This window comes from Pseudomonas sp. Tul2A7, assembly GCF_054790505.1.
This window is the reverse complement of record NZ_CP186499.1, coordinates 6148916-6173248: the sequence shown is the minus strand read 5'-3', so window position 1 is coordinate 6173248 and position 24333 is coordinate 6148916. Positions and strand designations below refer to the sequence as shown.

Here is a 24333-nt window from a genome sequence, read left to right as displayed (position 1 = left end):
ACAGCCGGCAGTTCAACTCGGCAAAACCACTGCTGAGGTACATCCCATGGAAACGCTTCCCTTATTACCGCAACCCAGCGTCGGCCTCGGTTTGCGCCGTGGCCTGCTGAAAGACCTGCAAGCTGCCCGCACCGGCGATTTCGACTTTCTCGAAGTCGCTCCGGAAAACTGGATCGGCGTCGGCGGTGCCCATGGCGCGGCGTTGCGTGAACTGGCTGAACGCTACCCGTTGTCCTGTCACGGCTTGTCGCTGTCACTTGGCGGATCCGCGCCGCTGGATGTCGAATTCCTGCAGGAAGTGCGGGTGTTTCTCGACCATTACAACGTGCCGCTGTACAGCGAACACCTGAGTTATTGCAGTGATGACGGGCATCTTTACGACTTGCTGCCGTTGCCGTTCACCGAAGAGGCAGTGCGCCACGTCGCCGCGCGAATCCGTCAGGCTCAGGACATTCTTGGTCGGCGTCTGGCCGTGGAAAACGTCTCCTACTACGCCGCCCCCCGTCAGGATATGGATGAAGTGACTTTTACCAACGCCGTGCTGCGTGAGGCCGATTGTGACCTGCTGCTGGACGTCAACAATGTGTACGTCAACGCGATCAACCACGGCTTCGATCCGCAATCGTTTTTCGCCGCTATCGAGCCGGGCCGGGTGGTCGGCATGCATGTGGCCGGGCATTTCGATGAGTCTGATACGTTGAAAATCGACACCCACGGTGCCTCGGTAAAACCGGCAGTGTGGTCACTGCTGGCCGAGGCCTATGCGCGGTTTGGCGCGCAGCCGACCTTGCTCGAGCGGGATTTCAACTTTCCGGCGTTTTCCGAATTGGTCGTCGAGTTGCAGACCATTCGCCACTTGCAGTCGGGGGGCAACCATCGTGGATAACCTGATACTGCAACAACAGGCGCTTACCCGATATTTGCGTGATCCCGAACATCAATCGCCACCGGCCGAAATGAATGCGGCGCGGGTTAACGTCTATCGCGATCTGGTGTTCAACAACGTATCGCAACTGTTGAGCGGCACGTTTCCGGTGTTGATCCGCATCATCGGTGAGCAACGCTGGAGTTTGCTGGTGCGCGGCTTTTTGCGCGACTGGCGGGCGCAGACGCCGAAGTTTGGCGAGATTGCCGAAACCTTTCTCGACTACCTGGCCACGCAACCGCAGGTGTTGCGCGAAGGTCAGTGGCCGGGGTTTCTGCTAGAGCTGGCGCATTACGAATGGGTCGAGATGATTTTGCAGCAATCTGATGCCCAAGCGCTGCCGCCGACCGATCCGGCGTTATTGCTGGAACGCCCGTTGCTGATCTCGGCACTGGCCTGGCCGTTGGCGTATGTCTGGCCGGTGCATGAACTTGATCCAAACCATCAACCCGCCACACCACCGGCGCAACCGACGCTGTTGCTGGTACGGCGTGCGACGGACTGGAGTGTGAAGTTTTCCGAACTGAGTCCGTTGGCTTGGCGGTTGTTGCAGCGCATCAGCGAGTTTGCGCCATTGACCGGGCGCGAGCAGTTGCAAGCTCTGGCGCAGGAGGCCGGGCAGCCCGCCAGCAAGTCGTTCGTGGACAACGGTCTGGTGTTGTTGCGGCAGATGCATGAGGACCAGGTGATCGGCATAGCTTGAATGGATAGCAAGCCATTGTAGGGGTGAGCCTGCTCGCGATTGCGTCCTTCAATTCAATGCGGGTTGACTGGAAGGACGCAATCGCGAGCAGGCTCACTCCTACAGGGGTTATGTAGCGTTCAAAGATTGAGAGGGAGTTTCAGTTCCGCGCACAACCCGCCGCCCTCGCGGTTGCTCAAGGTCAACGAGCCGCCCAACGCCATGGCCAGTTGCTGGGCGATGGCCAAGCCCAGTCCGGTGCCGCCGGTATCGCGATTGCGTGAGTTTTCCACGCGGTAGAACGGTTGCAGCACCTGCGCCAGTTCGGCATCGGCGATGCCCGGGCCACGGTCCATGACGGTGATCGCTAGGCTGCCCTTGTTGGCTTCGACCCAGACTTCGGCGGCGCCGGCGAACTTCAGTGCGTTGTCGGTGAGGTTCACCAGCACTCGGCGCAATGCATGAGGACGGGTGTCGATGACCGCCGCACTCTTGCCGACCAGTTGCACCTGCTTGCCCATGTCCTGATAGTCGAACACCAGGCTTTCGAGGAAGGAATCCATGTTGGTGCGGCGGCTTTCCTCGGTCGAGCCATGGATGCTGCGCGCATAGGCCACGCCTTCGCGCACCAGATGTTCCATCTCGCTGAGGTCATTCCACAGCTTGTCTTTCTCGACGCAATCGTCCATCAGTTCGGCGCGCAGTTTCATCCGCGTGATCGGCGTTTGCAGGTCATGGGAAATTGCCGCCAGCAGTTGCATGCGTTCCTTGAGGTAGGCGGCGATGCGCGCCTGCATCGTGTTGAACGCCCGCGCCGCGTAGACCACTTCGTTCGGGCCGCTTTCGTCGAGGTTGATCGGGTGGGCGTTGGGGTCGAGGGTTTCCACGGCGTTGGCCAGACGGGTCAGGGGGCGAACCGCAATGCGCACCGCCAGCCAGGTGCAGACGAGCATCAACGCCAGTTGACCGAGCAAGACCGCCGGCAACCACGGTGACAACGGGACCATGGCGGGGCGCACGTCGATGGTCACCGGGCTGCCGTCGCTCAGGCGCAGATGGCCCTGGAAGTGTTTCTTCGGCCCGGGGATATCAGTGAAAGTCAGCGGATAGCGTTCACCAATGGCTTCGGTGATCGAGGTGACAGCCACCGGCACATCACCGGCCTCGATTGGTGTGCCCGGTTCACCTTCGCTCAACAGGTAGCCATAATTTCTTCGCGCCAGACGCTCGAGCCAGTCAGGACGCTCTTCGGCAGGCAAGCGATCGAGGATCGCAATCGAGGTCGACACGTCGGTTTCCAGATTGCCGAGCATGGTGTTTTTCGCACTCTGGTAACGCTCGTAATACTGCGCGCCGAACGAGAGCGCCTGAGCGAGCAGCAGGCCGATCAGGAAAATCAGCGACAGGCGCGAGGCGAGGGTGCGCGGCCAGTGCAGGTTGACGCTCATGCCGGGGCACCGAGAATTTCGACCGGCAACGAGAACACGTAACCCTCGCTGCGCACGGTCTTGATGTACGCCGGCTCGCGCGCATCATCCAGCAGACGCTGGCGCAAACGGCTGACCAGCAAATCGATCGAGCGGTCGAACAGATCAGCGTCACGGCCCTGGGTCAGATTGAGCAGTTGATCGCGGCTGAGTACCCGTTGCGGGTGATCGAGGAACACTCGCAATAAACGGTATTCGGCGCCGCTGAGGGCGACCATGGTGCCGTCCTTGTCCAGCAAGTGACGGGCCGAGGTGTCCAGTTGCCAACGACCGAAGGCCAGCAAGCGCCCGGCCTCGGTGACCACCAGATTCGGTGGCAGCATCCGCGTGCGGCGCAGCACGGCGTTGATCCGCGCGAGCAATTCGCGGGCGGCGAACGGTTTGGTCAGGTAATCGTCGGCGCCCATTTCCAGGCCGATGATGCGGTCGGTTTCATCGTTGCGCGCGGTCAGCATCAGCACCGGCGTGGCCTTGTGTTTGCCCACCCGTAATTCGCGGCACAACTGCAGGCCGTCGTCGCCGGGCATCATGATATCGAGCACGATCAGGTCGACAGTGTTGGCTTCGAGAAAGCTGCGCATCTGCCGGCCATCGGCGACCACCGTGGTGCGCAGACCGTTTTTCTTCAGGTAGTTGCCTACCAGTTCACGGATCTCGCGGTCGTCGTCGACGATGAGAATGTGATCGACATGATCCATCGGTTCAAGCCTCAGTAGAAGGGGAATGCCGTGCAGTCTATAGAGCCTTCAATGGCTCGCGTGCCTGCCTTTGTATTGCAGTGTATCTGCCGTGTTCACGGATACACGGGAACGCAAAAACGCGATTTTTACAGGGTTTTGTATCGCTGTGTATCCCCCGATGGCAGGGATACACAGCGATTGAAACACGCCTGTTCCTGACACAGACGCGATACCTCGCGGGCCTCAAATAGGCTCCATCGAGGCCCACACAGATCGCCTCGGCTCAAACCCACTGAAGCCTTGAGGAAAACGCCATGAACAACAAATCCGTAATCGCCGCCTGCCTGTTCGCCGCGCTGAACATCTGCACGCTGTCGGCCCGCGCCGAAGCCGCTGTCACCCCGCAAACCTACACCTACGGCACCCACCTGGATATCCAGAAAGTGCTCTCGCTGAAAGAGGACAACTCGGTGTCTTGCGGGATTGTCGAGGCGCGCATGACCTACCTCGACTCGGCCGGTCAGACCCGCGTTCTCGATTACAGCAAATTCGCTGACGGCTGCAACAACGACAACTAAGCCATCACTCTTTATAGAAGGAAACAGCCATGAACAACGTATCGCGCTTTTTGACCGCCATCGCCTTCTCCCTGGCTGGCGTCGCCGCCCACGCCAACGCTGCGGTTGAACAGCATAGCTGCCACAGCAGCACCTGCTTCCAGCTGACGCCGGTGGCCAAGCAGGGCAGCGACGGCCTGATCGCAGCGGACGGCTCCAGCCGCACACCGCAGGGCCAGATGTTTGCCGCAGACGGTTCCAGCCGCACACCGCAGGGCCAGATGTTTGCCGAGAACGGCGCCAGCCGTACGCCGCAGAGCCATTGGCTGGACAGCCAGAGCGTTTGAAGGCTCGTCACATTCATTGATCAAGGGTGACTCACTATGTACCTCATCGCATTCCTCGGCGGTCTGCTGACCGTGCTCAGCCCCTGCATCCTGCCGGTGGTACCGTTTCTGTTTGCCGGCGCCCAACGCAGTCGCGCTTCGATACTGTTGACCCTCGTCGGCATGGCCCTGACCTTTGCGCTGATCTCCAGCCTCGCCGTGGTCAGTAGCGAATGGGTGATCCAGGCCAGCAACAGCAGCCGTTACATTGCGCTGATCGTGATGAGTGTGTTCGCCCTGTCGCTGATATCGGCGCGCATCGGTGACTGGCTGACACGTCCCTTCGTGATGCTGGGTAATCGCCTCGACCCGGATACTCGGAAAAAGGCCGGGCCGATGGGTTCGATCATGCTCGGCGTGGCCACGGGACTATTGTGGGCACCGTGTGCCGGACCGATCCTCGGCGTGATTCTCACCGGTGCCATGCTGCAAGGTGCCAATGCGCAGACCAGCCTGTTGCTGCTGGCCTACGGCGCCGGCAGTGCGCTGTCGCTGGGTACGTTGATCTTCACCGGACGCGGTTTGGTCAATCGCCTGAAACCGTCGATCCCGTTCACCGGTTGGTTGCGTCGTGGTGCCGGTGTTGCGGTACTGGCGACGGCAGCGGTGATTGCTACCGGCTTCGACAAAACCTTGTTGGCGAAGACCTCCTCTGAAAGCGTCGCCGGCGTCGAGAAAAGCGTGTTGGAGAACGTGCCGAAAGTGGTCGACTACTTCATCAGCAAAGTCCGCGCGGACTCGCCGATGGAACAGGGCAAAGGCGCGATGCCGTCACTGTCCGGCGCGGTGCAATGGCTGAACTCACCAGAACTGAGCGCTGAAGCCCTGCGCGGCAAAGTCGTGCTGGTGGACTTCTGGACCTACGACTGCATCAACTGCCAGCACACCCTGCCGTACGTCAAAGACTGGGCGAAGAAATACGAGAAGGACGGGCTCGTGGTGATCGGCGTACACACCCCGGAATACGGCTACGAGCGGATCATCGACAACGTCAAGGATCAGGTGAAAAAGCTCGGCATCACTTACCCGGTGGCCATCGATAACAACTATGCAATCTGGCGCAACTTCGACAATCAATACTGGCCGGCGCATTACCTGATCGACGCCAAGGGCCAGGTGCGTTATAGCCACTTCGGCGAAGGTCGCTATGAAGCGCAAGAGCAGATGATCCAGCAGTTGTTGCAGGAGGCGAAGGCGCCGGCGGCCTGATCAGCAACACCAATGGCTCAGAGGTCACGGACCATGAGCCATTGTTCGTTGTCCCAGGCGCGAAAACGCTCCAGGACCTGCCAGCCGCGTTTGGCGTAGTAGTCCTGCTTGTTCTGTGTGTGCAGATACAGGCGTGCAAAGCCGCAGCCTTTCGCCTCCTGACAAATCCCTGCAATCAAACGTTCCGCCAGCCCTTGCCCGCGTGCTTCAGGGCTGACGAACACACAGGCCAGCCAAGGTCCGAGATCAGGGCGCAGGTCGAGGTCATCGCGTGCCAGCGCGGCGCCGCCGAGCAGATGTTCACCGTCCATGGCGATCAGGCAGGACCAGTCGCCATTGCCTTGGCCCTCGGCAAATTCACGCTGCCATTCGGCCAGCGGATGGTCGACGTATTCGTAGGGGAATTGTTGGTGGATCCATTGAGCATAACGGTCGCTGTAATGCATGTGATGCGCGAGCCAATCGAGTTTCAGTGACATCAGTCGAGTCCGTTGCAGAAGCGAGCGAGCATCAGAAACCAATCCCCCAACCTTGGCAATCCTCAAGGTGTTCCAGACGCTTTACAGATTTCCACCGCTCATCGGCAAACCCCCGGTTTTACAGGGTTGCCAGACGATTGGCAGGGACGCCGAGCGGTCTCGGCGCGATAGTGCGTGAGCAGGGTCACTGCCGGCCTTGCCCCATAACAAGAACGCGAGGTTGCCATGCCGAAATTCGTGATTGAACGCGAGATTCCAGGGGCCGGGAAGCTGTCGGAAGCAGAACTCAAAGCCGTGTCGCACAAGTCCTGTGACGTGTTGCGCGAACTCGGCCCGCAGGTGCAATGGCTGCAGAGCTATGTCACCGCAGACAAAATCTATTGCGTGTACATCGCGCCGGATGAAGAGCAGGTGCGTGAACATGCAAGGCTTGGTGGCTTTCCTGCCAACAGTGTGGCGCGTGTGATGACGGTCATTGACCCGACTACGGCCGAATAATCACTGATCCAATTTGTAGCGGAGCTCACTGTCATGAGTACCCCGATTGATCTGACTGCCTTGAAGGAACGCCAGAAAGTCGCCTGGGCCAGTGGCGACTACGCCGTGATCGGCACCACCCTGCAAATTGTCGGCGAAAACCTCGCCGAAGCCTGCGACCTGCGTTGCGACGAGCAGGTGCTGGATGTCGCTGCCGGCAACGGTAATGCAACGCTGGCGGCGGCGCGGCGCGGTTGCCTGGTCACCTCGACCGATTACGTCGCGGCACTGCTGGAACGCGGACAGGACCGTGCCCGCGCGGAGCATCTGGACGTGACGTTTCAGGTGGCCGATGCCGAAGCGTTGCCGTTCGCCGACGAGAGCTATGACGCCGTGCTGTCGACCTTTGGCGTGATGTTCGCACCGGATCAGGACAAGGCCGCTGCCGAGCTCGGCCGGGTTTGTCGCCGTGGCGGGCGGATCGGTCTGGCCAACTGGACGCCGGAAGGTTTCGTTGGCCAGATGTTCAAGACCCTCGGCCGGCATCTGCCACCGCCTGCCGGTGCTCAGCCGCCGTCGAATTGGGGCTCTGATGCCTGGCTGCACAAACATTTCGATGACCGCGATTTTCTGCTGCGCGTGACACGGCGCGAGTTCAACTTTCGCTATCGCTCGGCCGCGCACTTCATCGACATCTTCCGCCATTGGTACGGGCCGGTGCACAAGGCTTTCGCGGCGTTGCCGCCGGAGAGCGGGCAGGCGCTGGAAAGTGATCTGGCGGATTTGCTCAACCGTTTGAACCGGGCGGGGGAGGCGTCGCTGGTGGTGCCGAGTGAGTATCTGGAGGTGGTGATCACTAAACGCTGAATGAAGATCCCTGTAGGAGTGAGCCTACTCGCGATAGCGGTCTTTCAGTCAAAAATATTCAGCTGACAGACCGCTATCGCGAGCAGGCTCACTCCTACATTGGATTTTTGTTGGTCTCTGGAGACCTATTTCACCTGCGGCCGATCAAACCACTCCAGCGCCGTGCGCCAGATACAAATCCCCAGAAAGTACGCCGACATCAGTAACCACAAGCCCATCACCAATGGGTTGATCACCGGATGGTTGAGTACCAGCGACAAGCTGCACAGCAGCCAGATCGCCGTCACCGCAATGTTGATCGGCATGAACCGGCGTACCCGGAACGGGTGCAGAAACTTCATCCGGGTCACGGTCAGCAACGCCAGACCAATCACCGTCAGAAAAGTGATCCACGGCCCCGGCCCGATGATGTACAGGCACAGCGCTACCACATTCCACGCCGCCGGAAACCCGACAAAGTAGTTGTCCTTGCTCTTCATATTGACGTTGCAGAAACAGAACAGCGACGACACCAGAATCAGCGACACGGTCAGCAGCAGGGTGTAATCGGGCAACGGAATGTAGCGATAGATGAACAGTGCCGGAATGAATACATACGTCAGGTAATCGATCACCAGATCAAGGATCGAACCGTCGAAGCTCGGCAGCACCGATTGCACGTTGACCTTGCGCGCCAGCGCGCCGTCGAGGCCGTCGACAATCAGCGCCACGCCCAGCCACATCAGGCAGTGGGTGGGCTGGTTTTCCAACAGGGCGAGGGTGGCCAGAAAAGCGGTGACCACGCCAGTCGCGGTAAAACCATGGGCGCCCCATGCTTTGAGCCTGGCGATGTGTACGGTCGATATCACGGGGGCGTTCTCCAGAAAGTGAAGCAAGCCGGGTATCACCCTTGGGTAGCAGGGCGCCGGCAAACCGGGTCGGGGTTGCAGCTATCGACCGGTCTGGCCGGGATAAGGTTCACCATTGATCAATCTTAGCTGGCCGGCGAAAAAATACGCGGGCGAAATCCGTCAGGGCTTCAAGCGTCAGCCAAACGGTGCTGGCGCTAAGGCCGCACGGGTCTATCGTTGCCAGATGCAGTTACTGCCAATGCTTGAGGATGACGTCATGAACACCAGCGATTTGCTCGAACAACTGCTGCGAGGCCAGGCCTCGGCGGGACAACAATCTGCAAACCCGGCTGGCGGGTCAGGCGGTTTAGGCGGGTTGCTGGGCGGCCTGCTCGGTGGCGGCTCAGGCGCGGCCAGCGGCGGCGGATCGGCCGGTGGACTTGGCGGTTTGGGCGGTTTGGGCGGCTTGCTCGGTGGCTTGCTCGGCGGCGGTGCCGGTGGTGGTCTTGGCGGCGTATTGGGTGGGGCGCTGGGCGGGGGAGGTGGTGCGCGAAACCGTTCCGGCGGCACAAATTATGCGGCGCTGGCCTCGCTGGGAATGATGGCCTTTCAGGCGTATCAGGCCTGGCAACGCAGCCAGGCCAGTTCGGCACCGCAACAAACGCCGCAAACGGCTAACCTTCTTGCCGGCCCGGAAATAGAAGAGCACAGCCACGCGGTGCTGCGCGCCTTGATCGCTGCGGCCAAGGCTGACGGTCGTATCGATGAATCCGAGAAACACCTGATCAGCAGCGAAATCGGCAAACACACCGATGATCCACAGTTGCAGCAATGGCTCGACGCCGAAGTCGCCAAGCCGCTGGATCCCGCCGAAGTGGCACAGTCGGCTAATGGAGATCCGGCTGTCGCCGCCGAAATGTACCTGGCCAGCGTGATGCTGGTGGATGACCAGCAGGACGCCGAGCGCAGTTATCTGGATGAGCTGGCGGCCGCGTTGAATATCGACCCTGAGTTGCAGGTGCATCTGGAACAGCAGGCTAAAGGTCAGGCCTGAAGTTACGTCAAAAAAATCATAGCTACCCGCAGCTCCGCCAAAGAGCTGCGTCGCCGTCCGTCCGGGCAATTTTCACGTCGATTGAATTTTTCGCAGGCGCCGCCTCTCTGCTGCTGTAGAGGCGTGTGGAACAGCGTCCTGCCAATCGACCGAGAACTTTGCCATGACTGTCCTGACACACCTGCAGGCTGCGCCTGCCCAACCGCATCTTATGAATGCCCCCGGGAACATCCGCCAGGTCTATGAAGCGTTGTTGCGCGACGACAATTCCAAGGACCTTGCGCAGGCGTTTTTGCAGGAACAACTGCAACACGCTGCGCAACTCATCGATGCTCTGCCCGAAGATCCGACAACGTGGCACGCCTGGGTGGCCGAGCATTGCGCCGATGTCGCCCGGCAATATGCCGACTATCTCCAGCAGCGCAAGGCCGGCGGGCCTCGGCAATTTTTCCGTGACAAGGCGCAGGCGCTGTATTTCCTGCAAGCGGTGGCACCGACCAAACTGGTCGACGGCGCGTGGCTCTATGGTCTGTTGCCACGCTGGCAGGACCCGCGTTTCCAGGGCCTGCTGCGAACATTTCTGGAAGAACTGGGCGAAGGCAATCCAGCGCAAAACCACGTGGTCATCTACCGCAAACTCCTCGCCGAGCACGACTTGCAGGACAGCAGCTCGATCGCTGATGAACGCTACCTGCAAGGTGCGATACAACTGGCCCTCGGTGTCTGTGGTGCTGACTATCTGCCCGAGGTGATCGGCTACAACCTCGGCTATGAACAACTGCCCTTGCACCTGTTGATCAGCAGTTATGAACTCAGTGAACTGGGTATCGATCCGTACTATTTCACCCTGCATGTGACCATCGACAATGCCAGCACCGGCCATGCGCAAAAAGCCGTGCAGGCCGCGCTCGATCTGCTGCCGCTTGAGGCTGATCGCAGCGAATTTCTGCGCCGGGTCGCGCTGGGTTATCGGCTCAACGATCTGGGGCAGGGTAGTCGCGCGATCATCGAAGGTTTCGACCTTGAGCACGAGTTGCTGGCGATGCTTGAGCGCAAGTGCCCATTCGCGCAACACATGCACTCCGATTACTGCCGCTTCGAAGGGCAGACCGTCAATCAGTGGCTGGCTGCACCGGAGCAATTGCCCGGTTTTCTTCAAGCCTTGCAGAACAAGGGCTGGATCAAACGCCACGAGGACCCGCAAGCCAGTCGCTTTTGGCAACTGATCGCGGGCGACGGTGCGGCGATGTTCGGCGTGTTCAATGCCTACGAAAAACAACTGGTGCATGACTGGATCGCTGGCGACTGGACGCCGTCGGATAAAGCAAAACCTGTTCGGCGGCACAGTCACCCCGCAGCGCCCATCGAAGGGCTTGAACAGGATCCCGACGTTCAGGCGCTCAACGCCGCGCTGCAAGGTCAGGATGCCTCGGCGCAAATGGCGATTCTGATCCCCTGGCTCGCCCCGGCCCGCCATGCACATCCGGCCGGGCTGCTCGCCACCCGGCGTTTTATCGAACTCAAATCCCGTTTGCCTTAAGGACCTTGCCGATGAATCAGGAAGAACAACTCTGCCCCAACGACCTCGTGCTGCTGCACCTCGGCCGGCGCTTGTTGGCAGACGGATATCGGTTCGTCACCCCGACGCCGTTGACCCATCAACGGGTCAACCAGCGTGACGAGGGCCAGATGGCCGACTCTTTGCGCGACGTGTTCGGCTGGTCGCGGCCATTCGCGCCGGGGTTGTTGTCGGCCGATGAACAGCGGCAACTGCAAGACGCGCAGGTCATTGATACCTACGAAGGTCAGTTGAAAAGTCGCGTGCGCTGGTCAAGCCTGGATGATTTGCTGTTCGTGCATTCGGCATTCCCCACCGAGGCGGCGGATGCGGTGTTTTTCGGCCCCGACACCTACCGTTTTGCGCAACTGATCCACGCCCACCTGCAGCAAAACTTCGCGCCGATCCATCGCGCGGTAGATATCGGCTGTGGGGCTGGCGTCGGTGCAATCGTGATCGGCCGTGCCCGTCGTGAAGCACAAGTGCTGGCGCTGGACATCAACCCTGCAGCGCTGCGTCTGACCGCGATCAATGCGGCACTGGCGGAAGTCGCCAATGTTGAAGTGCGCGCCAGTGATCTGTTGCAAGGCGTCGACGGCGAGTTTGACCTGATCGTCGCTAACCCGCCGTACATGGCCGATCCGGCAGAGCGTGCCTATCGCCATGGTGGTGGCACGCTGGGGGCAGGGCTATCGCTGCGCATCGTTGAACAGGCACTGAATCGGCTGGCACCCGGCGGCTCGTTGTTGCTCTACACCGGCGTGGCGATGGTCGACGGTCGCGATCCGTTTCTCGATACCGTGTTACCGCGACTCGATGAAAAACGCTTCGGCTGGACGTACCGCGAACTCGATCCGGATGTCTTCGGCGAAGAACTGCTCAACCCCGGTTATCAACGGGTCGACCGGATCGCCGTGGTGGCGTTGACCGTGACCCGGATTGGCTGAAGCAAGGCAGGTGCGCAATGAGCAGAAACCTTGACGACTACAACCGCATGCGCGACTTCTCGGCGACGTCCGAGCCGGCCGCCGTCAAGCGCTCCGGGCGTAAAACCGCCACGGATCACGCGTTGCAGTTCTGCATTCAGAAGCACGACGCATCGCACCTGCACTATGACTTTCGTCTGGAACTCGATGGCGCCTTGAAGAGCTGGGCGGTGCCGAAAGGGCCGTCGCTCGACCCCAAGGTCAAACGTCTGGCGGTGCATGTCGAGGATCATCCGCTGGATTACGCGACGTTCGAGGGCAGCATCCCCGAAGGACATTACGGTGCTGGCGATGTGATCGTCTGGGATCGCGGTGTGTGGATTCCGCTGGAAGATCCGCACAAGGCCTACGCCAAGGGCAAGCTCAAGTTCGAGCTTCAAGGCGAAAAGCTCGGCGGCATCTGGAATCTGGTGCGCACGCACATGCCGGGCAAGAAGGAGAACTGGTTTCTGATCAAACATCAGGACAGCGCCGCTCGCCCGCAAGATGATTACGATGTGTTGGTCGCCGAGCCGGATAGCGTGCTGAGCGAGCGAACCCTTGTAACCAAGCCCAAGTTGGCCGCTGAGCAAAGCAAACCGCCGAAAAAGGCCCCGGCCAAGGCGCGCAAGCAAGCGACCGGCAAGCTAACCGGCGCGCACAAGGCCAAACTGCCAACGCAACTCAAGCCGGAGCTGGCCACGCTGGTCGATAGCGCACCCGAAGGGCAGTGGAGCTACGAGATCAAGTTCGACGGTTACCGGATCATGGCGCGGATTGATCACGATCAGGTGCAACTGTTCACCCGCAACGGTCACGACTGGACGCACAAGTTGCCGCAACAGGTCGCAGCCCTGGCGGCGCTGGGATTGGAATCGGCGTGGCTGGACGGGGAAATGGTCGTCGCCAACGAGCACGGCGTGCCGGACTTTCAGGCCCTGCAAAATGCCTTTGAAGCCGGGCGCAGCGGCAACATTCTCTACTACTTGTTTGATCTGCCTTATCTCAACGGCGTCGACTTGCGCGAAGTGCCGGTCGAGGAACGTCGCGCGGCGCTGGCCACGGTGCTCGGCAGCCATGAACAACCGTTGCTGCGCTTCTCCGAAGCCTTCGACGAAACCCCGGATGCACTGCTCAACAGCGCCTGCCAGATGCAGATGGAAGGCCTTATCGGCAAACGCCTTGGCTCGCCGTATGTATCGCGGCGCAGCGGCGACTGGATCAAGCTCAAGTGCAAACACCGTCAGGAGTTTGTGATTGTCGGTTACACCGATCCGAAAGGTTCACGCAGTGCCTTCGGCGCATTGCTGTTGGGGCTGCACGATCGCGACAGCGGCGAATTGCGCTACGCCGGCAAGGTCGGCACCGGTTTCAACGAGTCGACGTTGAAAAGCATCCTGGCCCAACTCAAACCCTTGCAGGTGAAGAAGCCGGCGGTGGTCAATCCACCCAGCGGGTTCGAAGTCAAAGGTGTGCACTGGCTCAAGCCGAAACTGCTGGCAGAAGTCGCATTTGCCGAAATGACCAAGGACGGTTCGGTGCGCCACGCCGTGTTCCATGGCTTGCGCGACGACAAACCGGCCAAGGGCATCACAGAGGAGCGAGCGAAACCGGTGAAGACTGCAGAGAAGAAAACGCCTGCGAAGAAACCGCCTAAAAAGGCCCAGTCAAGCAACGCCGAAACCGCGCCGTCTCAACTCGGACTGGCCAACGGCAAGGTGCGCATCACGCACCCGGATCGGGTCATCGATGCGGTCAGCGGTACCACCAAGATGCAACTGGCCGAGTACTACGCCAGCGTCGCCGAGTGGATTCTGCCGCAACTCAAGGAGCGGCCGGTGGCGCTGGTACGCGCCCCGGACGGCATCGCCGGCGAGTTGTTCTTCCAAAAGAACGCCGAACGTCTGGCGATCCCCGGCATCACCACACTGGACAAAGACGTCACCGGGCAACCGGTGATGCTGATCAACAACGCCGAAGCGTTGATTGGCGCGGTGCAGATGAGCACCGTCGAACTGCACACCTGGAACGCCACCACGGTCGATCTGGACAAGCCCGATCGCTTTGTCCTCGACCTTGACCCGGATCCGGCATTGCCGTGGAAAAGCATGGTCGAAGCGACGGCGCTGACCCTGACCGTGCTCGATGAGCTGGGCCTCAAAGCGTTTCTCAAAACCAGTGGCGGCAAGGGCATCCACCTGGTGGTGCCGTTGACCCGCAAACTCGGTTGGGACGAGGTCAAGGACTTCAGCCACGCCATCGTCAGTCATGTCGCCAAGCTGTTGCCGGACCGCTTTTCGGCGGTGTCCGGGCCGAAGAATCGCGTCGGACGGATCTTCATCGACTATCTGCGCAATGGCCTGGGCGCCACCACCATTTGCGCCTATGCGGCGCGCACCCGCGAAGGGCTGCCGGTGTCGGTGCCGCTGTTCCGTGAAGAGGTCGCCGAAATCAAGGGCGGCAATCAGTGGAATGTGCACAACGTGCATGAGCGGTTGGCGGAGGTTGGCGACGAGCCATGGGCCGATATGAAGAAAACCCGCCAGAGCATCACGGCCGAGATGCGCAAGCGGGTTGGTTTGAAAAAATGATCAGGTATCGCGCAGCAAGTCGTGGGTGTTGAGCAATTCGAAGGCGATTTCCGGATGGTTTTCCAGTCCGCGGCGAATGGCGGCCGGGATTGCTGCGCGGGTCTTGCGGCACAGGCCCGGCAACTCGTCGATCTGAATGGCAATGCCGCGCATGGTGCGCACTTCGTTGAAACCGGGGGCGACTTCCACACGAATGCCCAACTGTTCGTACATGCGCTTCTGCAAGTGTTCGAGGTCGGCGAGGTCTTTGAGTTTTTCCAGCCGCGCGAGCAGGATTTTTTCTTCTTCGCGAGTCAGACGGAGGATGCGCAAATCCGCGCCGGGCGTCTCCAGCAACGGATCGCGCCCGCAAATGCAGGCGCCGGGCGGGCAGGGGGAGCGCAAGGGCGCAGAAGTCGTCATGGCCTCCATCATAGAGGCCGTCGGACAGTTTTGCCTATGCGCCTTCAGCGGCCATCCATCGGCTGCCTTGTCAGTGATGGCTACTGATTCAGGCCTTCGTAATGCACCAGAATCGCATTGGCGAGGTCTTCATCACTGGCGTTGAGGCCAGGGTTGTTCTGGCGCACCTGTTGCAGTACCGATTCAAGATAAACCCCACGAATGGCCCCGCCACTGGCGACAAATGCAGACAAGTCGTCACGGGCCGGAATCACCATTTTGTGATCCTTGAAGGTCGAGTACAGCGACGCGGAGACACCGGCCGAGGTGGCGACGTCACCCGCATCAACACGGGCCAACGCCGAGCCGACCGGCAGGCATAAGAGTAAATAAGAAACGAGCACTAACTTGCGCATGACGGTGTTCCTCCACAAGCGCGAAGCAAAAAGGGAAGGATTACATAATGTGAGAGGGGCGCACGCGGCGGGAGTTCCGTGGCGCAGCAAAGTCTGCGTTATTGCAAAACAGACGCGGGCAACGCCATGGCGGGTTGCCCGTCTTTCACGCTGGAATGAGTCAGATCACCCCGCAGGCCATACGATCACCGCCACCGCCCAGTGGTTTGGGCATGTCGGCGTGGTTGTCGCCGCCGGCGTGAATCATCAGCGCGTGGCCCTTCACCTCGGAGATCTTTTTCAGGCGCGGCGCCAGTACCGGGTAGTTGGCGACGCCGTCAGCCGTCACGTAGACCGCCGGCAGGTCACCCAAATGACCGTCAGCGTAAGGGCCGAGGTGTTTGCCGGTTTTCTGCGGATCGAAATGCCCGCCCGCGGCCAGTGCGGCGCCTTTCACGCCATCCTTCATGCCGGCCTCGCAGCTGCCGTTTTCATGCACGTGGAAGCCATGCACGCCGGCCGGCAAGGATTTCAGTTCGGGCGTGAACAACAGACCATAAGCGGTTTCACTGATAGTGACCGAGCCGATCGCCTGCGGCGCGCCGTCAGCGCTGACCAGATTGATGGCGACTTTTTCCGTCGCCGCGTGTGCGGTACCGATGGCGAAGGTGCCAAGCAAACCCAACCACAATGCGCGTTTCATAGCGTTTCCTTTTGCTGCATGAGAATTCAGAACGACGGACTCAATAGCCTGCCGGCGTTAACCGGCGATGAAAGCGTTGGCCGTGCGCGTTGAAAAGTGAGACTTGCCGCGCAATCCGAAAGTTTTGCTGCCTTTGGCCCGCACGCCGACACCTGCTGACACGCTCTGGCGCGGCAGACCCGTGTAAATAGGCTTAACTGAAGGCTGACAAGCGCTTACGGGCGTAACGAGAGGGGAAAATCCGGTGTCGATCAAACTGCGTTTAGTGTTGCTGATTGTGACAAGTCTGCTGACGGCGTTGATTGTGAGTCTGGTCAGTTACGTCGGCAACCAGCGGATGGCCTCGGCGGTCAGCGATAACGCGGTCAGCATGAGCGCGCTGCGCAACCATATGGAAGCCGACATGATGCACGACGCCCTGCGTGCCGATGTCTACTCGGCGATGCTGGTCGGGCTAGGCAAAAGCACCAGTACGGCGGGCGAGGTGCGTGATTCGATCAACGAACATGCCGGGCATTTTCGCGAGGTGCTTGAAGACAACCTCAAGTTGCCGATCAACCCGGCATTGCGCACCGCGCTGGAGCAGATCAAGCCGAGCCTCGATACCTACATCAACACCGGCGAGCGGATCGTCGAGTTGGCGCTGGATAATCCTGATGCTGCTCAGCAGGAACTGGGCACCTTCAACACGGCGTTTGGTCAGCTTGAAGAGCAGATGGCCGCTTTGAGCGAACTGATCGAGTCCAATACCCGGCAGACCAGCGCAGGCACTGAAGCGGCGATCAGCAATGCCAACGTCGCGCTCGGCGTGGTGTTGCTCGCCAGTCTGGTGCTGCTTTTGGCACAGGGTCGCTGGGTCATTCTGAGCATCATGGGACCATTGAAAACCGCCAGTCGCATCGCCGAAAGCATCGCCCATGGCAATCTCAGCGAGCCAATCGCCGAGCCGTCCGGCAAGGATGAAGCCAGTGTCCTGATCCGCACACTGGCGACCATGCAGCGCGACTTGCGCAATATGATCGATGTGGTGCGGCGCAACGCGCACGGCGTCAGTGGCATGAGCGAGCAACTCAGCCACGGCTGCCATCAGGTTGCCGACAGCAGCCAGCAACAAAGCGTGGCTGCCGGCACCATGGCCGCTGCCGCCAGCCAGATGACCGCGAGCATCGAGGAAATCACCCGCCACGCCGAACGGGCCCTGAGCATGGCCAGTCAAGCCGAATCCCTGGCCAAGGAGGGCGGCGGGGTCATTCATCAAGTGGTCAGCGATATGGACGATATCGCCCGATCAGCACAACAGTCGGCCCAGGTGATCCGCACGCTGGATCAGGAATCTGAAGCCATTTTCAACATCATTCAGGTGATCAAGAGCATTGCCGACCAGACCAATCTGCTGGCGCTCAATGCTGCCATTGAAGCGGCCCGGGCCGGGGAACAGGGCAGGGGGTTTGCAGTGGTGGCTGACGAAGTGCGCAGTCTGGCGGCGCGCACCAGCGCCTCGACCCAGGAAATCGCCGCGATGGTCGCGCGCATTCAGCACAGTACCCGCGAGGCGGTCAGCAGCATGGAGGCTGGGGTGGCGCAGGTCGACAAGGGCATGGCGGTGACGGCGGATGTCGAGCGGGCTATCCGCGAAATCCTCGAGGCGACGTTGAGCACGACACAACTGGTCAACGACATCACCCGCACGATTGGCGAGCAGAGTCAGGCCAGTAACGAAATTGCCCATCAGGTGGAAATGATTGCCGGGATGTCCGAGGGCAACAGCCGGGTGATCGGGCAAACGGCCAATACGACCGATGAGTTGTCGAGCCTGGCGGGGCAGTTGGCGCAGTCGGTGGATCGGTTTCGGTTGTGATCGGTAGGGCAGTCAGGCGCATTTTTGTTAGCCGGACTGCCGCCTTCGCGAGCAGGCTCGCTCCCACCTTTGGAATGCGTTCCCTTGTGGGAGCGAGCCTGCTCGCGAAGACGGCAGCCCAGTCAACATCTATTCAGAGTCAGTTAACCCCGATCAGAACTTGAACGCCTGCCGCCCCACCAACAACCACTTGCCATCCTGCTTCTGCCAGATCTGAAAGTTCTCGATCTCGGTCGGTATCACCTCGGTCCCCTTCAACGCCTGCGCGGAAAAGTGGTGGCGCACCAGCGCGGTATCGCCGGACAGGGTGATGGTCTGGTTGTGCATTTCCAGGGTCTTGAACGCGCTCTTGCCGGTTTCGATATCGGCGATGAATTCCTTCTTGTCCTGAATCTTGCCGCTGGAGTGGCCGTAAGTCAGGTTGGGCGCGGTGAGGGCGTTCAGTTCGGCGATGTCCTTGTGCAGCATCGCCTGGGTCAGATGGTCCACCGCTTGGGCGACATCTTTTTCCGCCGGGGCAGAGGCGGCCATGGCGTAACCGTTGAAGGCACAGAGAAAGCCGATCAGTAGTCGGGTCTTGGTCATTGAGGTTGTTTCCTTGTTGTTATGGGGTTGACGACTTGTTTGTCAGTCGTCGTACAACCTAGCAGAAAATGCGTGAGTAAGGCACTGCCGAAAATCGCTTGATCGCTGGCCAACTACACTTGAATGCAGGATGGTTTGAGTCGGCGCACTCATCAGAGGGTCATGTTCGGCGACTGGCGGCCGATAAGTCCCTGAGCGGAAAAAGACTCTCAAGTCGGGAACAGACGCGCGGGTTTGCCCTGACGTGATATTCTTCGCGCCAACTTGGTTTGACCTTATTCAGTTTGCTTGCCTCTGGGCGGGCCGACGGAATCCCTGTCGCTCAAGTAGCTGAGCCAATAATGATAAGAAGTCAGTTCAGAAGGGACATTAACTGAGGTCGATGCAGCATGTCGGCCTTGTGTGCCCACCCGTCAAAATTGAAGTGTGCCGGAATCTGCGACGCTAGCCTGAGCGTCATCAAAGCGGATCGCATACAGATAACAGCGGCGGGCGGAAGGCGTTTTATCATAGGTGCAACAGATGTTTAAAAAAGTGAACACAGCCCTGCTGGGTCTGGCTTTGGCGATGGGGATGACATCCGCCAATGCTGACGAAGCAAAGAAAGTCGACGTCCTGCTGATCGGCGGCGGCATCATGAGCACCACCTTGGGTGTGTGGATCAATGAGCTGGAGCCAAGCTGGTCGATGGAAATGGTCGAGCGCCTCGACGGCGTCGCCCTGGAAAGCTCCAACGGCTGGAACAACGCCGGTACCGGTCACTCGGCGCTCGCTGAGCTGAACTACACCCCGGAAGACGACAAAGGCAACGTAACGATCCCGAAAGCCGTCGAGATCAACGAAGCGTTCCAGGTCTCCCGTCAGTTCTGGGCCTGGCAGGTTCAGCAAGGCGTTCTGAAGAACCCTCGCTCGTTCATCAACACCACTCCGCACATGAGCTTCGTGTGGGGCGATGACAACATCAAGTTCCTGAAAAAGCGCTACGAAGCCCTGCAAGCGAGCCCGCTGTTCGCCGGCATGCAGTACTCCGAAGACCCGGCTGTGATCAAGAAGTGGGTCCCGCTGATGATGGAAGGGCGTGACCCGAACCAGAAAATCGCGGCCACCTGGAGCCCGCTGGGTACCGACATGAACTTCGGCGAAATCACCCGCCAGTTCGCCACGTACCTGCAGACCAAGCCTAACTTCGATCTGAAACTGTCGAGCGAAGTGCAGGACATCACCAAGAATGCCGATGGCACTTGGCGCGTCAGCTACAAAAACCTGAAAGACGGCACTAAAACCGAAACCGACGCCAAGTTCGTCTTCATCGGCGCGGGCGGCGGTGCACTGCACTTGCTGCAGAAATCGGGCATTCCTGAAGCCAAGGAATACGCTGGCTTCCCGGTAGGCGGCTCGTTCCTGGTGACCGATAACCAGGCCATCGCTGAGCAGCACCTGGCCAAGGCCTACGGTAAAGCGTCGGTTGGCGCACCACCGATGTCCGTTCCGCATTTGGACACCCGTGTTCTGGACGGCAAGCGCGTCATTCTGTTTGGCCCATTCGCGACCTTCAGCACCAAGTTCCTGAAAGAAGGTTCGTACCTCGACCTGCTGACCAGCACCACCACCCACAACATCTGGCCTATGACCAAGGTCGGCATCAAGGAATACCCGCTGGTCGAGTACCTGGCTGGCCAACTGATGCTGTCGGATGAAGACCGTCTGAACGCGCTGAAGGAATACTTCCCGAACGCCAAAGCCGAAGACTGGCGCCTGTGGCAAGCCGGCCAACGCGTGCAAATCATCAAGCGTGATGAAGCCGCTGGCGGCGTGCTGAAACTGGGCACCGAGATCGTTGCTGCACAAGACGGCTCCATCGCCGGCCTGCTGGGCGCCTCGCCAGGCGCGTCGACCGCTGCACCGATCATGCTGAGCGTGCTGCAGAAAGTCTTCAAAGACAAAGTCGCAACGCCTGAGTGGCAATCCAAGCTGCACCAGATCGTGCCAAGCTACGGCACTCAGCTGAACAGCGATCCGGCCAAAGTGGCTGCAGAGTGGGCTTACACCGCCAAAATCCTCGAACTGCCGACGCCTCCAGTGATCGGTCAGGTGGCTGCTCCGGCCGCACCTGCAGCTGAAAAAGCTGAAGCTCCGAAGGAAAACGCTGCACGTGACATGGCGCTGTAACCAGACGCCTGACACACAAAGCCCACTGAACCGGCGACGGTCAGTGGGCTTTTTTGTGGCAAAGAGTTATGTAGGAGCTGTCGAGTGAAACGAGGCTGCGATCTGTTGATCTTGATCTTGCTTTTGAAAGATCGAGATCAAAAGATCGCAGCCTGCGGCAGCTCCTACATGGCTTTGGCGGACGCCAGATAAGCGCCCAGTCGCCGCCCCATCTCTTCGCCCAAGGCTTGCAGACCGCTGAGCGGCCGCACCATCACCTCGAACTCGACGATCTTGCCGCGCTCATCGAAGCGAATCATGTCGATACCTTTCAGCTCCTTCGAACCCACCTTGGCGCTGAACTCCAGAATCACATTCAACCCGTCAGCAGTCGCCAGTTCACGGTGGTAGGTGAAGTCTTCAAACACCTCAAACACGGTATTGAGGATCATCGACACTACCGGCGCACCCGGGTAAGGCGTGTGCGCCATCGGCGAGCGGAACACGGCTTGCGGATCAAGTAATGAGGGCAGCCCGCTCAAGTTGCCCGTGCGGATCATTTCGTGCCATTGCTTCAGGGATTCGGCGACGTTGGCTTGCAGATTCAGATCAGTCATGTTCTCTCCGCGATGTTGTTGGTCTTCTGGCGTCGGCAATGACTCTAGATCAATCTCGGCGGAAGGTAACCATTGTGCGTCGACCTGAATATCGGCCCATGGCCGGTGCAGATCAGATGCGCATCTGATCTGTATTTTTTCGTCTTATCTGACGCTGTTACCGGCGCAGCCAAACGCTCAATATGCCCCGGCAGTGCGGTCACTCTCGACAGTTCTTCATTCCGAAGCGTTCAGTGCACCGCAAACCCGGCATTGAGGAGAGCAACATGAACAAGATGGCGATTTTCCTGGGTGGCTTTCTGACACTGACCATTCTGATTGGCTTGCTCGCGACGATTTCTCCAGTCTGAGATTCGGGCGCAAGGTGATGTCGGGGAGTAGTGCACGAAGTGCAGGAGGAGTTGGACCTGTCCATGAATGACGTGCGCCTGCTCGGCACACTCGAAAGCCTTTTCGTCTACGACGGCAAACCGGGTCATGAAATTGTTCAGGTGTATGACGCCAGGTTTGTCGACGCGGGCGTATACGCCCATGCGCAGATTCACGGACATGAAAGCGGCGGCGCGCCGTTCACCGTGCGTTGGCATGACAATTCAAGCTTCAGCGAGCAGGCGCCGCTGGTGCCGAAAGGTTTGCTCGATCTACTGAAGAATGCCGGATTGCTGGATTGAGAACCGGCGAAGGACCAGTTCATCGGGCCGCCGGAGCGAAGTTGGCAATGGCGGCCCAAGTGATGACGGTGTTTGTACTGGCCTCTTCGCGAGCAGGCTCGCTCCCACAGTGATTGTGGGTGAACACACTTTGTGATCGGCCGCAAACCCTGTGGGAGCGAACCTGCTAGCGATAGCGGAATGTCAGTCGCCGGTGTTTCGACGGCGTTCGACGCCATCCGGAATGCCGATGTCCAGCAACCTTCTTTCCACCAAAACATTTTCCAGCGCCTGGCGCTCGATCGGCTTCATTTGGTGTTCGCGCTTTTTCAGCTCCAGCAGAATCGGGCTGGACCAGGTGCGGTAGGTCTGTTCGATGTTGCGACGCGACGTCATCAGTCTCTCCTTGATCAAGAGCCCGATATTGCGGGCAGGGGCTCAATCCGATGAGGTATTAACGTTAGACGACAAAGCTTGAAATCGCGAATGCACCGCGATCCCTGTAGGCCTTCGCCTGCTCGCGATAGCGGTGTGTCATTCAACGGATCTGCTGACTGACACACCGCTATCGCGAGCAGGCTCACTCCTGCAAAGGGATTTGTGCAGTTGCGAACATTTATGCTCGGCACGATCAGAAGTGGCCGCGGTCGTACTCTTCACATGGGCGTATCACTTGTGGAGATCCAATGAGCCAGGAAGTCCTGACCACCGAAACCAACCGACGCCAGTTGCAGCAGATCATCGCCGGGCTGTCCGACGGGGTGATTCTGCTGGAGCTGGATCAGAGCATTCTCTGGGCCAACGAAGCCGCGCTGGCCATGCACGGTGTCAAACGGATCACCGATCTGGGCCACAATGCCGACGAGTACGCCAAAAAGTTCCACCTGCGCTATCGCAACAATCACTCGATCACTGCCGAAAACTATCCGATCAGCCGGGTGGCGCGCTGTGAGAGTTTCAATGACGTGCTGATTGAAGTGTCACCGGCCGACGACCCGGAGCGCATTTGGGTGCACAGCGTGCGCAGCATGATTCTCACGGATCGCGAGGGGCAGCCCGAGTCGTTGGTGTTGATCATGAGTGACGTCACTGACTGGGCCAACGCCGAGCAGCGCTTCGAAAAGACCTTCAACGCCAATCCTGCGCCGGCGGTGATCTGTCGCCTCAGCGATTTGCGGTATATCAAGGTCAATCCGGGGTTTCTCGAAATGACTGGCTACACCCGTGAGCAGGTGATCGGCACTTCGGCTTATGAAATCGACATCTTCGAGCAGGCCGAGAAAAAGGATCTGGCGATCCAGCGTCTGCGCGACGTCGCGACCATTCCGCAGATGCAGGCCGAATTGCGCCTGCCCGATGGCGGCAGCAAGCAAGTGATCGTCGCCGGCCAGCCGCTGACGCTCAACGATGAGGATTGCATGCTGTTTTCCTTCGTCGACATGGAGCTGCGGCACAAGGCCGAGGTGGCGTTGCGTCAGAGTGAGGAGCGTTTTGCCAAGGCATTTCGCCTGACACCGGTGCCGATCCTGATTTGCAGTGCCGATGAACAGCAGGTGATCGACGTCAATCAGGCGTTCCTCGAAACCCTCGCCTATGACAGCGAGGACGTGCTCGGCCAAACCGTGACGCAACTGGATTTTATCGATGACAGCGGCGCACGTACGCGGTTGCTGGCCGCGCTTGAGAAAAACGGTCGGGTCGATCGGGTGGATGTGCGGGTGCGCAAGAAGGATGCGGATCTGCTCGAATGTGCGCTCTCGGCCGACACCGTGAATATTCAAGACACGGCCTGTTATTTGTTGGTGTTGATGGACATTACCGAGCGTAAACGTACCGAGCTTGAGCTGGTGGCGGCGATTGAGGAGGTGATGAAAGATGCTTCGTGGTTCAGTCGGACGCTTATCGAGAAACTGGCCAATGTGAAGAAGGTCAATTCGCCGCAACTGCCCAGCGTGTCGTTCACCGATCTGACGGCGCGCGAGCGTGATGTGCTCGGGTTGATCTGCGAAGGGCTGGCGGACAAGGAGATCGCGGCGCGCCTGAAGCTGGCGCCGAACACCGTGCGTAATCATGTGGCGACGGTGTATTCCAAGCTGGATGTGCACAGTCGCAGTGAGGCGATTGTCTGGGCGCGTGAGCGTGGGCTGTTTGCCGGGGATTCGAGCGCCAAGGGTCAGCGATAGGGTGCAAATGCACTAGTGGGTCTGGTGCAATTTGAGGTGTTGGCGGGCGGCGGCTGTTCTTAGTCT

24 protein-coding genes and 2 pseudogenes are annotated in these 24333 nt (G+C 59.6%); 16 read left to right on the top strand and 10 right to left on the bottom strand.

The window, feature by feature from the left end:
• Positions 1–46: 46 nt before the first annotated feature.
• On the top strand, positions 47–886 hold the full coding sequence (locus ACOYXJ_RS27465) for an HvfB family MNIO-type RiPP peptide maturase (protein WP_460372677.1): 840 nt from the start codon (positions 47–49) through the stop codon (positions 884–886).
• Positions 879–1628 (top strand): HvfC family RiPP maturation protein, encoded by a 750-nt coding sequence (locus ACOYXJ_RS27460; RefSeq protein ID WP_460372675.1) that lies wholly within the window; start codon positions 879–881, stop codon positions 1626–1628. Before ACOYXJ_RS27465 ends, ACOYXJ_RS27460 begins: the two co-directional genes overlap by 8 nt.
• Positions 1629–1747: 119 nt before the next feature.
• On the opposite strand, the gene ACOYXJ_RS27455 is transcribed toward ACOYXJ_RS27460, so the two are convergent.
• Positions 1748–3055 (bottom strand): sensor histidine kinase, encoded by a 1308-nt coding sequence (locus ACOYXJ_RS27455; protein WP_460372673.1) that lies wholly within the window; start codon positions 3053–3055, stop codon positions 1748–1750.
• Complete coding sequence (locus tag ACOYXJ_RS27450) at positions 3052–3792, bottom strand: response regulator (protein WP_007919579.1); 741 nt, start codon at positions 3790–3792, stop codon at positions 3052–3054. Before ACOYXJ_RS27450 ends, ACOYXJ_RS27455 begins: the two co-directional genes overlap by 4 nt.
• 296 nt (positions 3793–4088) lie before the next feature.
• Here ACOYXJ_RS27450 and ACOYXJ_RS27445 point away from each other — a divergent pair, with 296 nt between their 5' ends.
• The 3 genes from ACOYXJ_RS27445 to ACOYXJ_RS27435 are packed head-to-tail and all read left to right on the top strand — an operon-like array spanning position 4089 to position 5926.
• A complete protein-coding gene (locus ACOYXJ_RS27445) occupies positions 4089–4352 on the top strand; it encodes a DUF2790 domain-containing protein (RefSeq protein WP_150794722.1) in 264 nt (87 codons plus the stop codon).
• Between the two features lie 29 nt (positions 4353–4381).
• Positions 4382–4678 carry a hypothetical protein gene (locus ACOYXJ_RS27440; protein ID WP_460372671.1) on the top strand — a complete coding sequence of 99 codons (297 nt, stop codon included), beginning with the start codon at positions 4382–4384 and terminating at the stop codon, positions 4676–4678.
• 36 nt (positions 4679–4714) lie between these two features.
• A complete protein-coding gene (locus tag ACOYXJ_RS27435; protein WP_460372669.1) occupies positions 4715–5926 on the top strand; it encodes a cytochrome c biogenesis protein DipZ in 1212 nt (403 codons plus the stop codon).
• Between the two features lie 17 nt (positions 5927–5943).
• Here ACOYXJ_RS27435 and ACOYXJ_RS27430 read toward each other — a convergent pair whose 3' ends face one another.
• On the bottom strand, positions 5944–6405 hold the full coding sequence (locus ACOYXJ_RS27430) for a GNAT family N-acetyltransferase (RefSeq protein ID WP_460372667.1): 462 nt from the start codon (positions 6403–6405) through the stop codon (positions 5944–5946).
• 225 nt (positions 6406–6630) lie between these two features.
• Between ACOYXJ_RS27430 and ACOYXJ_RS27425 the strand changes: the two genes are divergently transcribed.
• Both ACOYXJ_RS27425 and ACOYXJ_RS27420 read left to right on the top strand, forming a co-directional pair.
• Positions 6631–6903 carry a DUF4242 domain-containing protein gene (locus tag ACOYXJ_RS27425; RefSeq protein ID WP_095120244.1) on the top strand — a complete coding sequence of 91 codons (273 nt, stop codon included), beginning with the start codon at positions 6631–6633 and terminating at the stop codon, positions 6901–6903.
• Positions 6904–6936: 33 nt separating this feature from the next.
• Positions 6937–7749: a class I SAM-dependent methyltransferase gene (locus ACOYXJ_RS27420; RefSeq protein WP_150729972.1), complete on the top strand. Its 813-nt coding sequence runs from the start codon at positions 6937–6939 to the stop codon at positions 7747–7749.
• A 125-nt stretch (positions 7750–7874) separates the two neighbouring features.
• On the opposite strand, the gene pcsA is transcribed toward ACOYXJ_RS27420, so the two are convergent.
• On the bottom strand, positions 7875–8597 hold the full coding sequence (pcsA, locus tag ACOYXJ_RS27415; RefSeq protein ID WP_007919592.1) for a phosphatidylcholine synthase: 723 nt from the start codon (positions 8595–8597) through the stop codon (positions 7875–7877).
• Positions 8598–8856: 259 nt separating this feature from the next.
• Here pcsA and ACOYXJ_RS27410 point away from each other — a divergent pair, with 259 nt between their 5' ends.
• From ACOYXJ_RS27410 to ligD, 4 genes are all read left to right on the top strand, one after another.
• Positions 8857–9633, top strand: a complete 777-nt coding sequence (locus ACOYXJ_RS27410; RefSeq protein WP_460373056.1) for a tellurite resistance TerB family protein — start codon at positions 8857–8859, stop codon at positions 9631–9633.
• 163 nt (positions 9634–9796) lie between these two features.
• Positions 9797–11173 carry an iron-containing redox enzyme family protein gene (locus ACOYXJ_RS27405; protein WP_460372665.1) on the top strand — a complete coding sequence of 459 codons (1377 nt, stop codon included), beginning with the start codon at positions 9797–9799 and terminating at the stop codon, positions 11171–11173.
• 11 nt (positions 11174–11184) lie between these two features.
• Entirely contained in the window at positions 11185–12138 is a 954-nt protein-coding gene (locus ACOYXJ_RS27400; protein WP_460372663.1) for a methyltransferase, read from the top strand.
• Positions 12139–12155: 17 nt separating this feature from the next.
• On the top strand, positions 12156–14747 hold the full coding sequence (ligD, locus tag ACOYXJ_RS27395) for a DNA ligase D (protein ID WP_460372661.1): 2592 nt from the start codon (positions 12156–12158) through the stop codon (positions 14745–14747).
• Here the strand turns inward: ligD and ACOYXJ_RS27390 are convergent, their stop codons facing one another.
• The 3 genes from ACOYXJ_RS27390 to sodC form a co-directional block, all read right to left on the bottom strand.
• On the bottom strand, positions 14748–15149 hold the full coding sequence (locus ACOYXJ_RS27390) for a hypothetical protein (protein WP_460372659.1): 402 nt from the start codon (positions 15147–15149) through the stop codon (positions 14748–14750).
• An 80-nt stretch (positions 15150–15229) separates the two neighbouring features.
• Positions 15230–15544 (bottom strand): DUF2388 domain-containing protein, encoded by a 315-nt coding sequence (locus tag ACOYXJ_RS27385; protein ID WP_460372657.1) that lies wholly within the window; start codon positions 15542–15544, stop codon positions 15230–15232.
• A gap of 160 nt (positions 15545–15704) precedes the next feature.
• The gene (sodC, locus tag ACOYXJ_RS27380) at positions 15705–16226 is read right to left on the bottom strand and encodes a superoxide dismutase [Cu-Zn] SodC (RefSeq protein WP_457465168.1); all 522 of its coding nucleotides are present in this window, start codon (positions 16224–16226) and stop codon (positions 15705–15707) included.
• Positions 16227–16470: 244 nt separating this feature from the next.
• Here sodC and ACOYXJ_RS27375 point away from each other — a divergent pair.
• Together ACOYXJ_RS27375 and ACOYXJ_RS27370 are read left to right on the top strand one after the other, a co-directional pair.
• Positions 16471–17178, top strand: a pseudogene (locus tag ACOYXJ_RS27375) (MCP four helix bundle domain-containing protein); the annotation flags it as partial.
• A 42-nt stretch (positions 17179–17220) separates the two neighbouring features.
• Positions 17221–18084, top strand: coding sequence for a methyl-accepting chemotaxis protein (locus ACOYXJ_RS27370; protein WP_460373054.1), 864 nt, complete (start codon positions 17221–17223; stop codon positions 18082–18084).
• A 153-nt stretch (positions 18085–18237) separates the two neighbouring features.
• Here the strand turns inward: ACOYXJ_RS27370 and ACOYXJ_RS27365 are convergent, their stop codons facing one another.
• Positions 18238–18669, bottom strand: a complete 432-nt coding sequence (locus ACOYXJ_RS27365) for a nuclear transport factor 2 family protein (protein ID WP_460372655.1) — start codon at positions 18667–18669, stop codon at positions 18238–18240.
• 522 nt (positions 18670–19191) lie between these two features.
• Between ACOYXJ_RS27365 and mqo the strand changes: the two genes are divergently transcribed.
• Positions 19192–20838, top strand: a complete 1647-nt coding sequence (gene mqo / locus ACOYXJ_RS27360) for a malate dehydrogenase (quinone) (RefSeq protein ID WP_460372653.1) — start codon at positions 19192–19194, stop codon at positions 20836–20838.
• Between the two features lie 164 nt (positions 20839–21002).
• Here mqo and ACOYXJ_RS27355 read toward each other — a convergent pair whose 3' ends face one another.
• Positions 21003–21434, bottom strand: coding sequence for a nuclear transport factor 2 family protein (locus tag ACOYXJ_RS27355; protein WP_150794709.1), 432 nt, complete (start codon positions 21432–21434; stop codon positions 21003–21005).
• 377 nt (positions 21435–21811) lie between these two features.
• Between ACOYXJ_RS27355 and ACOYXJ_RS27350 the strand changes: the two are divergent.
• Positions 21812–22105 (top strand): annotated as a pseudogene (locus ACOYXJ_RS27350) (NUDIX hydrolase); the annotation flags it as partial.
• A 183-nt stretch (positions 22106–22288) separates the two neighbouring features.
• Here the strand turns inward: ACOYXJ_RS27350 and ACOYXJ_RS27345 are convergent.
• Positions 22289–22480: a hypothetical protein gene (locus ACOYXJ_RS27345; RefSeq protein ID WP_460372651.1), complete on the bottom strand. Its 192-nt coding sequence runs from the start codon at positions 22478–22480 to the stop codon at positions 22289–22291.
• A 290-nt stretch (positions 22481–22770) separates the two neighbouring features.
• Here ACOYXJ_RS27345 and ACOYXJ_RS27340 point away from each other — a divergent pair, with 290 nt between their 5' ends.
• A complete protein-coding gene (locus tag ACOYXJ_RS27340; RefSeq protein ID WP_150794707.1) occupies positions 22771–24267 on the top strand; it encodes a helix-turn-helix transcriptional regulator in 1497 nt (498 codons plus the stop codon).
• Positions 24268–24333: the final 66 nt, after the last annotated feature.

Coding starts and splice junctions, on each gene's coding strand:
- ACOYXJ_RS27420 (WP_150729972.1), top strand. CDS start 6,937: ATGAGTACCCCGATTGATCTGACTGCCTTGAAGGAACGCCAGAAAGTC.
- ACOYXJ_RS27450 (WP_007919579.1), bottom strand. CDS start 3,792: ATGGATCATGTCGATCACATTCTCATCGTCGACGACGACCGCGAGATC.
- ACOYXJ_RS27430 (WP_460372667.1), bottom strand. CDS start 6,405: ATGTCACTGAAACTCGATTGGCTCGCGCATCACATGCATTACAGCGAC.
- ACOYXJ_RS27445 (WP_150794722.1), top strand. CDS start 4,089: ATGAACAACAAATCCGTAATCGCCGCCTGCCTGTTCGCCGCGCTGAAC.
- sodC (WP_457465168.1), bottom strand. CDS start 16,226: ATGAAACGCGCATTGTGGTTGGGTTTGCTTGGCACCTTCGCCATCGGT.
- ACOYXJ_RS27405 (WP_460372665.1), top strand. CDS start 9,797: ATGACTGTCCTGACACACCTGCAGGCTGCGCCTGCCCAACCGCATCTT.
- ACOYXJ_RS27465 (WP_460372677.1), top strand. CDS start 47: ATGGAAACGCTTCCCTTATTACCGCAACCCAGCGTCGGCCTCGGTTTG.
- ACOYXJ_RS27365 (WP_460372655.1), bottom strand. CDS start 18,669: ATGACCAAGACCCGACTACTGATCGGCTTTCTCTGTGCCTTCAACGGT.
- ACOYXJ_RS27440 (WP_460372671.1), top strand. CDS start 4,382: ATGAACAACGTATCGCGCTTTTTGACCGCCATCGCCTTCTCCCTGGCT.
- ligD (WP_460372661.1), top strand. CDS start 12,156: ATGAGCAGAAACCTTGACGACTACAACCGCATGCGCGACTTCTCGGCG.
- ACOYXJ_RS27400 (WP_460372663.1), top strand. CDS start 11,185: ATGAATCAGGAAGAACAACTCTGCCCCAACGACCTCGTGCTGCTGCAC.
- ACOYXJ_RS27390 (WP_460372659.1), bottom strand. CDS start 15,149: ATGACGACTTCTGCGCCCTTGCGCTCCCCCTGCCCGCCCGGCGCCTGC.
- mqo (WP_460372653.1), top strand. CDS start 19,192: ATGTTTAAAAAAGTGAACACAGCCCTGCTGGGTCTGGCTTTGGCGATG.
- ACOYXJ_RS27340 (WP_150794707.1), top strand. CDS start 22,771: ATGAGCCAGGAAGTCCTGACCACCGAAACCAACCGACGCCAGTTGCAG.
- ACOYXJ_RS27355 (WP_150794709.1), bottom strand. CDS start 21,434: ATGACTGATCTGAATCTGCAAGCCAACGTCGCCGAATCCCTGAAGCAA.
- ACOYXJ_RS27455 (WP_460372673.1), bottom strand. CDS start 3,055: ATGAGCGTCAACCTGCACTGGCCGCGCACCCTCGCCTCGCGCCTGTCG.
- ACOYXJ_RS27370 (WP_460373054.1), top strand. CDS start 17,221: ATGCAGCGCGACTTGCGCAATATGATCGATGTGGTGCGGCGCAACGCG.
- ACOYXJ_RS27345 (WP_460372651.1), bottom strand. CDS start 22,480: ATGACGTCGCGTCGCAACATCGAACAGACCTACCGCACCTGGTCCAGC.
- ACOYXJ_RS27385 (WP_460372657.1), bottom strand. CDS start 15,544: ATGCGCAAGTTAGTGCTCGTTTCTTATTTACTCTTATGCCTGCCGGTC.
- ACOYXJ_RS27425 (WP_095120244.1), top strand. CDS start 6,631: ATGCCGAAATTCGTGATTGAACGCGAGATTCCAGGGGCCGGGAAGCTG.
- ACOYXJ_RS27435 (WP_460372669.1), top strand. CDS start 4,715: ATGTACCTCATCGCATTCCTCGGCGGTCTGCTGACCGTGCTCAGCCCC.
- ACOYXJ_RS27410 (WP_460373056.1), top strand. CDS start 8,857: ATGAACACCAGCGATTTGCTCGAACAACTGCTGCGAGGCCAGGCCTCG.